The 8,429-nt window shown below is 63.5% G+C and carries 10 protein-coding genes; 5 read left to right on the top strand and 5 right to left on the bottom strand.

Features of this window, described 5'->3' with window-relative positions:
• Window positions 1-65: 65 nt before the first annotated feature.
• Together ACTS1Z_RS08750 and ACTS1Z_RS08755 are read right to left on the bottom strand one after the other, a co-directional pair.
• The gene (locus ACTS1Z_RS08750; protein ID WP_442624068.1) at window positions 66-1,229 is read right to left on the bottom strand and encodes a phosphoserine transaminase; all 1,164 of its coding nucleotides are present in this window, start codon (window positions 1,227-1,229) and stop codon (window positions 66-68) included.
• 97 nt (window positions 1,230-1,326) lie between these two features.
• On the bottom strand, window positions 1,327-1,686 hold the full coding sequence (locus ACTS1Z_RS08755; RefSeq protein WP_442624069.1) for a hypothetical protein: 360 nt from the start codon (window positions 1,684-1,686) through the stop codon (window positions 1,327-1,329).
• A gap of 372 nt (window positions 1,687-2,058) precedes the next feature.
• Here ACTS1Z_RS08755 and ACTS1Z_RS08760 point away from each other — a divergent pair, with 372 nt between their 5' ends.
• Both ACTS1Z_RS08760 and ACTS1Z_RS08765 read left to right on the top strand, forming a co-directional pair.
• Window positions 2,059-2,709: an extensin-like domain-containing protein gene (locus ACTS1Z_RS08760; protein ID WP_442624070.1), complete on the top strand. Its 651-nt coding sequence runs from the start codon at window positions 2,059-2,061 to the stop codon at window positions 2,707-2,709.
• Between the two features lie 275 nt (window positions 2,710-2,984).
• Window positions 2,985-3,884: a TIGR00730 family Rossman fold protein gene (locus ACTS1Z_RS08765; protein WP_442624071.1), complete on the top strand. Its 900-nt coding sequence runs from the start codon at window positions 2,985-2,987 to the stop codon at window positions 3,882-3,884.
• 3 nt (window positions 3,885-3,887) lie between these two features.
• Here the strand turns inward: ACTS1Z_RS08765 and ACTS1Z_RS08770 are convergent, their stop codons facing one another.
• From ACTS1Z_RS08770 to mutY, 3 genes are all read right to left on the bottom strand, one after another.
• Window positions 3,888-4,529: a c-type cytochrome gene (locus tag ACTS1Z_RS08770; RefSeq protein WP_442624072.1), complete on the bottom strand. Its 642-nt coding sequence runs from the start codon at window positions 4,527-4,529 to the stop codon at window positions 3,888-3,890.
• Window positions 4,530-4,604: 75 nt separating this feature from the next.
• Complete coding sequence (gene nudC / locus ACTS1Z_RS08775; RefSeq protein WP_442624073.1) at window positions 4,605-5,486, bottom strand: NAD(+) diphosphatase; 882 nt, start codon at window positions 5,484-5,486, stop codon at window positions 4,605-4,607.
• On the bottom strand, window positions 5,483-6,553 hold the full coding sequence (mutY, locus tag ACTS1Z_RS08780) for an A/G-specific adenine glycosylase (protein ID WP_442624074.1): 1,071 nt from the start codon (window positions 6,551-6,553) through the stop codon (window positions 5,483-5,485). Before mutY ends, nudC begins: the two co-directional genes overlap by 4 nt.
• 89 nt (window positions 6,554-6,642) lie before the next feature.
• Here mutY and ACTS1Z_RS08785 point away from each other — a divergent pair, with 89 nt between their 5' ends.
• The 3 genes from ACTS1Z_RS08785 to ACTS1Z_RS08795 form a co-directional block, all read left to right on the top strand.
• Window positions 6,643-7,260, top strand: a complete 618-nt coding sequence (locus tag ACTS1Z_RS08785; RefSeq protein ID WP_442624075.1) for a DUF721 domain-containing protein — start codon at window positions 6,643-6,645, stop codon at window positions 7,258-7,260.
• Entirely contained in the window at window positions 7,260-8,000 is a 741-nt protein-coding gene (locus ACTS1Z_RS08790) for a thioredoxin domain-containing protein (protein ID WP_442624076.1), read from the top strand. Before ACTS1Z_RS08785 ends, ACTS1Z_RS08790 begins: the two co-directional genes overlap by 1 nt.
• Before the next feature lie 48 nt (window positions 8,001-8,048).
• On the top strand, window positions 8,049-8,429 hold a 381-nt coding region (locus ACTS1Z_RS08795), incomplete at its 3' end, for an AAA family ATPase (RefSeq protein WP_442624077.1).

The raw sequence follows: 8,429 nt of genomic DNA on the forward strand, positions 1-8,429 counted from the left end.
GAATCCAGAGCCGCAAGCGATGGCGTTTGCCGCCCTGGGCTCCTGCCTTGCGCAGGAGCACGGGATTAGTTGGAATGTTCGGCCTGGACTTGCGCGTAGGCCCATTCGATCCAGGGCAGCAGCGCGGCGACATCGTCGGTTTCCACCGTCGATCCGCACCAGATACGCAGGCTCGGTGGCGCGGCGCGATAGCCGTTGAAATCATAGCCGATGCCGCGCTCTTCGAGCATCGCGACGATCTTCTTGGGCACGGCTGCCCGGTCCTCTTCGGACAGACCGTCATACCAGTCGCCCTGGAACACCATGCAGACGCCCGTGTTCGTGCGCTTGGCCGGATCGGCGACCATGTTGCGGACCCATGGCGTCGCGTCGATCCATTCCTGGACGACCGCGGCATTGGCGTCGGCGCGCGAGATCAGCGCCTGGCGGCCGCCGATCGACTGCGCCCATTCGAGCGCGGCGATATAGTCTTCGGTCGCCAGCATGGACGGCGTGTTGATCGTCGATCCCTCGAAAATGGCGCGGTTGAGCTTGCCATTCTTCTTCACGCGGAAGATTTTCGGGAGCGGCCAGGGCGGATCGTAGCTTTCGATCCGCTCGACGGCCCGGGGCGAAAGGATCAGCATGCCATGTGCAGCTTCCGATCCCATCACCTTTTGCCAGCTATAGGTCGTCGCATCGAGCTTGGGCCAGTCCATCTCCTGCGCGAAGATGGCGCTGGTCGCGTCGTTGATCGTCACACCCTCGCGCTCGGCCGAGATCCAGTCGGTATCGGGGATCTTCGCGCCCGAGGTCGTGCCATTCCAGGTGAAGACGATATCGTCGCCCGGATCGATCTGGCACAGATCGGGAATTTCGCCATAATCGGCTTCGAGCACGGTCAGCCCGCCGGGCTTCAGCTCCTTGGCCGCGTCCTGGATCCAGACATTGCCGAAGCTTTCCCAGGCGGCGACGGTTGCGGGGCGCGCGCCCAACATGTTCCACATGGCGAGTTCGACCGCGCCCGTGTCGGAGCCCGGCACGATGCCGATCAGATAGTCGTCGGGGATGCCGAGGATCTCGCGGCTGAGATCGATCGCGTACTTCAGGCGGCCCTTGCCGAGCTTCGAGCGATGCGAGCGCCCGAGCGATTCGGTGCTCAATTTGTCGAGCGACCAGCCGGGAAATTTGGAGGTAGGTCCGGATGAAAAGAAGGGGCGGCCCGGACGGACCGTAGGTTCGTTAGTCATGTCATTCTCTCCTTGCAGAGAGCACGCGCTGCGTTGGGACAGCGTGGCCCGCAGCCGCCATGCGTTTTGCGGCGCAGCATGTCAACGGAGAAAAATGTCAGACGAGAGTTGTGATCGCGCGGATCTGTTCCTTGAGCTGGGCCAAACGGTCCTCGATGTCGGCCACCCGGATGTCGAGTGTGGCGACGATGCCTTCGCTGCGACTGGACGTCCCATTTCTCTGGCCTTGTGCTTTCGTTTTCCCGTCACCGAACAGGCGCGCATTCAGTTCGCGCAGGGTTTCCAGCTGGGCATCGATCTCACCCACTGCTTCGCTGAGCCGGACCTCGATATCGACCAACCGGCCGGGTCTGTGGTCGGCCTCTCGCGGCTTTTCCAGCTTGGCCAATGGCCGCCGTATCGGTTGCGAGTCGCGGCTTTCATCCAGCGCCGCCGGATCGACAAATTCGATCGCCATTTTTGTTCTCCTTTTGGACCCGTTGGTGTTCAGATATCGTTATCAAATCATTATTGTAGGAAAAGTCGATAATTGTACGACTGTGTATTGTCATGAATCAGGACGCCGCGAGCATGCCCCACCGATTCTGGTTACGAGAGCGCTAATGTCGAGATGGTCCCGGCGTCATACCCCATGTGGGGTACCCGATAACTCTGCGGCGACAGAACTGCTGATTGACAGTCGAAAACTTTCCGGATGTCGGAAGGCCGAAGCCACAGGAAAGGGATGGAGTTCCGTCCGTCGCTGAAGGCCGTCTCTTCGTCCGTCCAAGCCCGGGCGTCGGGGCTCGCGTTAACCTTCTGCTAACTATGTGTGGATAGGCTTCCGAGCATGCGTTCGCGTCTTCTCATCCTTCCGGTTTTCGTCCTGCTTTCCGCGTGCGGAATGATCGATGGCCGCACCGATGGCCCTCGTCCGTCGCAAAATGTCGAGCGGCTCTCGCCGCCGAGCGCCGATACCCGCCAGTGCCTCGCAAATCTTCAACGGCAGGATGTGCGCTTTCGCCGCCTGCCCGACCGCCACTTCTCGAACGGATGCCGGGCGATCGGCGCGGTCCAGCTTGTCGAGGTGGGTACACCGACACGCAACTTGGGTGCGATGACCTGCCCGCTCGCCGAACGCTATGCCCGCTGGACGCGCGAGGTGCTCCAGCCTTCGGCGCGCGAGCATTTCGGGCAGCAGGTCACGCTCGTCGAGACTTTCGGGACCTATGGATGCCGTAATATCGCGGGCACCGGGCGGCTTTCCGAACATGGCAAGGCGAATGCCATCGATATTTCCGCCTTCCGTCTCGCCGATGGCCGCCGCATCACAGTGCTTGGCGGCTGGAACAATGGCGACCGGCGCGAACGGGCGTTTCTGAGAGACCTGCATCGCGGCGCCTGCGAACGGTTCGAGATCGTACTCGGCCCCGAGGCGAACGCCGCGCACCGCGATCATTTTCATTTCGATATGGGTAGCCGCGGGCCATATTGTCGCTAAAGAGTAGGCCGCAAACTCACATGCAGGGCGTTCGAGGTTTGAAGCGAAATGGCCCAGTGCAAGGAGGAAAGGCGCGGTAATATGTCAATATTTCAAGGCTTTTCGACGCGGCAATGGGCCATTTCGGTCAAATCCCGGAGGGACGCGCCACTGGCTTCCCTATCGGGCCGAACGACGCTTGCAAAGGCAACCAGCCTTCGCGGCGCGCCTTTCGGCCCGATAGGTTCGCCATTGGCGCGCCTCGAACGCCCTGCATGTGAGTTTGCGGCCTAAGCATGAACGACCCAACCATTCCCGATCACATATTCTACACATCCGGCGAGGACGCGGCCTATGCCCGCGATATCACCTCAACGCCGCAGACCGAGCACCCGACCTATAGGCTGGCCTTTCAGGATACCGACTTCCTCCTGCGCGAGGATCTGCGCCCGATCCGGTTTCAGCTCGAGCTGCTGAAACCCAAGCTGCTGCTCGACGAGGCCAATATCGGATCGACGCTTGTGATCTACGGATCCGCACGAATCCCCGAGCCCGGCAAGGCCGACGCGGTCGTCGCTGCGGCAAAAACCGAAACACAGAAAAAGATCGCCGAGCGGCTGCGCGCCAAGGCCAAATATTATGACGAGGCCCGCAAGCTCGGGCGGCTCGCCGGCGAATGCGATTGCGACGAGGACGGCAAGCGCCAGTTCGTCGTCTGCTCGGGCGGCGGCCCGTCGATGATGGAGGCGGCCAATCGCGGCGCTGCCGATGTCGGCGTGGAGTCGATCGGCCTCAATATCGTGCTGCCGCACGAGCAGGCGCCGAACGAATATGTGACTCCCTCATTGAGCTTCCAGTTCCACTATTTCGCCCTGCGCAAGATGCATTTCCTGATCCGCGCGCGCGCCGTCGCCTGCTTCCCCGGCGGGTTCGGCACGTTCGACGAGATGTTTGAACTGCTCACGCTCGTGCAGACGGGCAAGATGAAACCGGTGCCGATCCTGCTGTTCGGCAAGGAGTTCTGGACTCGGGTCGTCGATTTCCAGGCATTGGCCGAGGAGGGCACGATTTCGCCCGAAAATCTCAACATCTTCCGCTTCGTCGAAACGGCCGACGAAGCCTGGAAGATGATCACCGATTTTTACGAGGAGCCGAAAGGCTGGAAGGCGGAGCCGAACGTCCTGACCGGCGGTTAGCGATTATTCTTCGACCGCTCCGGCTGCGTCGCCCTCATTCTCGACGGCGCCTTCGACATCGGCCGCGTCGCCCTCGGGCGGTGCCTCCTCTTCGCCTTCCGCCTCGGCATCGCCCTCATCGGCGGCCGGCGGTTCGGGCAGCGGCAGGTTGGAGCCATTGGCGTTCATGTACAGAATGACTGCCGCGCGATCGAGCGGATCGGAGAGGCCGGCGAAGCTCATCGTCGTGCCCTGCGCGAAAGCGGCGGGACGGGCGAGCCAGGCCGACATATTGTCGAAATTCCAGCTGCCCTCGATCCCGGACAGCGCATCCGAATAGTTGAAACCGGGTACCGACGCGATATCGCGGCCAAGCTTGCCCCACAGGTTCGGGCCGATGCCGTTGGCGCCGCCCTCGTTTATCGTGTGGCAGCTGGCGCAGCGGCGATAGACCGCCTCACCCTGTTCGACGGTAACCTGCGTGAAGGCTTCGGCCATCGTCATTTCGGCTTCCTCGTCGCCACCTTCTTCGACGACGCCTTCGACGACATAACCCATCGTTTCCGGCCGTTCGCCATGGAACATGCCGTTGGTGACGATCGACGCGCCCAATGCGACGATGCCGCCTGCCAGCGACCAGCCGGCGATGGTGTTGAACTGACTCATAATTCTCTGCTTCCCGCCTGTCGGATTGGTTGCGCAGCGCTTTAAAGAGCGGCGCGCATTATCGCAAGCGCACAATCACTTGCCGTCGACCCAGGCGCGCAGCAGCGTATGGGCGATGGCGAAATGCGGCGGCGCGATGAACTGCGCATCGACCGCGCCGTCGAATGCGTCCTGCACCTGCTGGCGCGTAACCCATTTCGCCGCCTCGATCTCTTCCTTGTCGAGCGTCAGCGCATCGTCCTCGACCGGCGCGATGCACGCCATCATCAACGTGTTGGGAAAGGGCCAGGGCTGGCTGGAGAGATAGCGGACTGAAGTTGCACGCACGCCCGCTTCCTCGAACAGTTCGCGCGCAACCGCGCCCTCCAGCGATTCGCCCGGCTCGACGAAGCCGGCCAGCGCCGAATAACGATCCGGCGGAAAGCGCGGCTGGCGGCCGACCAGCGCCTTGTCCTCGAAGGTCGCCAGCATGATGACGACGGGATCGACCCGCGGAAAATGGTCGGCGCCGCAATTCGGACATTTGCGGCCCCAGCCCGCCTTGGCGACTTCGGACCGCGTGCCGCAGCGGCTGCAGAACAGATGCCCGCGATGCCATTCGATGAGCGAGCGCGCAGCGGCATAGGTTGCGGCCTCTTCAGGCGGCATGATGTCGAGATAGCGCCAGACGGCATAGGCGCGCTGACCCGCCGGCGGGGCGTCTTCGATCAGCGGCGCGAAGCATGGCGTCTCGCCGTCGAGGCCGAGGAAGAGCAGCTCCGCACCGTCCGGGCGGTCCGCCATGGATCCCCAGCTCAGCGCACCATCGGGCCCGATTTCGGGATCGAGATCGTCGAGCTTCAGCAGCCGCGCGCGCAGGCTGTACTGGACATCGGCCAGCCTTTCCTCGTCGATCCGGATCTGGTCCGCCCGGTCGATACGCGAATCCGTAAGACCGGGGTTGAAAGGGGTGATCACGTTTCATTCTCCCGCTGCGCAAGGGCCAGCGTAGCGGCCTTGGCGAATACCGTCGGCAGGCCGGCATCCTCGATGTCACCGAGCGGCCACCATTCGCCGTCCCAATCGGCCCTCAGGTCCGGCCGCGTCAAGACGCGTCCACCGACCACATCGAGTTCGAGGGCGAAATGGGTGAAAACATGGCTGACCGTGCCGAGCGGCGACCACGCGATATCTGCGGGGGCATCCGTATCGCTGGAAGGGCGCTCTTCCCACGGGCCGCTCGGCAAGGCGCGCATCCCGCCCAGCAAGCCCTTGTCAGGGCGCCGGACGAGCAGGACATGCTCCTGCCGCTCGAGCCAGAAAGCCGTGCCGCGGCGCACGGGCTTGGGCTTTTTCGCCGCCTTGACGGGGAAGCGCGCGGGATCATCCGCGCGCGATGCCGCGCAATCGCCTTCCAGCGGACATGCAGGACAATCGGGATTGCGCGCGGTGCAGATTGTCGCACCCAGATCCATCATCGCCTGCGCGAAATCGCCGGGGCGCTTCTCCGGCGTCAGCGATTCGGCGATACGCCGGATTTCCGGCCGGGCCTTGGGCAGCGGGGTTTCGATGGCGCGCAGCCGGGCGATAACCCGTTCGACATTGGCGTCCACGACCGTTGCCGCTTCGCCGAATGCGATCGCCGCGACCGCCGCGCCGATATAGGCGCCGATACCGGGTAGGGTCCGCAATTCGGCTTCGGTCTCGGGAAATCGACCGCCATGATCGGCGACTACGGCCTTGGCGCAGGCATGAAGATTGCGCGCCCGGGCATAATAGCCGAGCCCGGCCCAGGCGGCCATCACATCGGCGCTGTCCGCCGCTGCCAGCGCGTTAACCGTCGGCCATGTTTCGACGAATTTCGCGAAATAGGGTTTTACTGCCGCAACGGTCGTTTGCTGCAGCATGACTTCGGAGAGCCAGACGCGATAGGGATCGGGCGCAGGTTCGCCGGGCGGCGCGCGCCAGGGCAGGGCCCGGGCATGGGCGTCATACCAGCGCAACAGCGCCGTGCCGATCGCGCGCGAAGCCGCCAAATCAGCCATTTACGAAAGGTTTACGCGTGTGCCGATTATCCACATCGCACGCAAAGTTTTTATGGCAGCCATTGGGGGCCTATGGCATGAGCGACGGGATGGCGAAAACCCGTAATATTTCCGGGCGCGAAACGGCCAAGGGACGCGGCAAACCAGCCGGGCGCAGCCGCCGCGCGCGTGCGGTCGGCGATATGCTCCCCGAAATCGGCCGCGCCTCCTTCCGGCGCTTCGGTTTCGTCCAGAGTTCGGTCGTTACCCGCTGGCGCGAAATCGTCGGCGAACGCTATGCCGAGGTCTCGACGCCGGAATCGATCCGCTTTCCGGCCGGCAAGCGCTCGGACGGGACGTTGCGGCTCAATGTCGCGGGCGCGCATGCGACCATGATGCAGCATATCGAGCCCACGATCATCGAACGGGTAAACCGGTTTTTCGGCTATGCGGCGGTAGCGCGCGTCGCGATCCAGCAGGGGCGCCCGGTGCGCCCTGAGAAACGCCCGCCCGCACCACCGTCTCTGCGGCCCGTGCCCGAGGCGCTGGGAGAATCGCTGCGCGAAATCGCCGATCCCGAATTGCGCGCCTGTCTCGAAGGGCTGGCCGCCTCGGTCGCGGCGACGGAGGGCGCGCCGCTCGTCGATGACCGCGCGCCGCCCCGGCAATTGCAGATCAAGCGTCTCCGCGATATTGGCCGCGGCGGACACAATGGAGTGAGCGAGTAATGAAAAGCGTTCTGAAAATTTCCGCTATTGCCCTCGGCATGACGCTGGCGGCCTGTGGCGGCGAAACCAGCGCCAATGGCGGCGCAGCGGTGAGCGATGCCGAGGTCGATACGTCGCAAAACTGGGTCGAAGTCGTGAGCAAGACCGAAGATGGCGGTTTTGTGATGGGTAACCCGGACGCACCGATCAAGGTCGTCGAATATGCGTCGCTGACCTGCCCGGCCTGTGCGTCCTTCTCCGAGCAGAGCTACGAGCCGCTGACGGAAAATTATATTTCTCAGGGACTTGTGAGCTTCGAGATCCGCAACTTCGTGCGCGATCCGCTGGACCTCAGCGCCGCGCTGCTCGCGCGTTGCAACGGTGAAGGGCCGTTCTTCCAGCTTAACGAGCGGCTGTTCATGAACCAGAACAATATGTTCGAGACGATCCAGACAGCCGACCAGGCGCAGCTCCAGGCGCTCACCACGCAGGAAGCCCTGCAGAGCGGCCAGACCTTTATCGGCTTTGCCGAAGCTTCGGGCCTCATCGAACTGGTCGGCGGCATGGGCATTTCCGATCAGCAGGCGCGCCAGTGCCTCACCGATTCGGCGGCCATCGAGGAGCTTGAGGAGATGCGCAACCGCGCGCTCAACCAGCTCAACATCACGGGCACGCCCTCCTTCCTCATCAACGGCGAATTGGTCAGCGGCGTTTCGAGCTGGGCACAGCTCGACGCGCGGCTCCAGGAGATGGTCCAGTAGGTTGAAGGTCTTGGGGACACCGCAAACCGAAACAGAGGCGCAGCGCCGATGCGGATAAAGCGCCTGAAACTTGCGGGCTTCAAAAGCTTTGTCGATCCGACCGAGCTGCGCATCGAACCGGGGCTGACCGGGGTCGTCGGGCCCAACGGGTGCGGCAAGTCCAACCTGCTCGAGGCGCTGCGCTGGACGATGGGCGAAAGCTCGCCCAAGTCGATGCGCGGCGGCGGTATGGAGGATGTGATCTTCGCGGGCACGGATGCCCGGCCGGCCCGCGATTTCGCCGAAGTATCCATCCTGGCCGAACGCGACGAAAGCGACCGGCCCGATAACGATACGATCGCGCTCGAAAGCGAGGTGGAGGTCGTCCGACGGATCGAGCGCGGCGCGGGGTCGGCCTATCGCGTGAACGGCCGCGACGTGCGCGCGAAG

It is taken from the genome of Parasphingopyxis sp., assembly GCF_052168295.1.
GTDB lineage: Bacteria > Pseudomonadota > Alphaproteobacteria > Sphingomonadales > Sphingomonadaceae > Parasphingopyxis.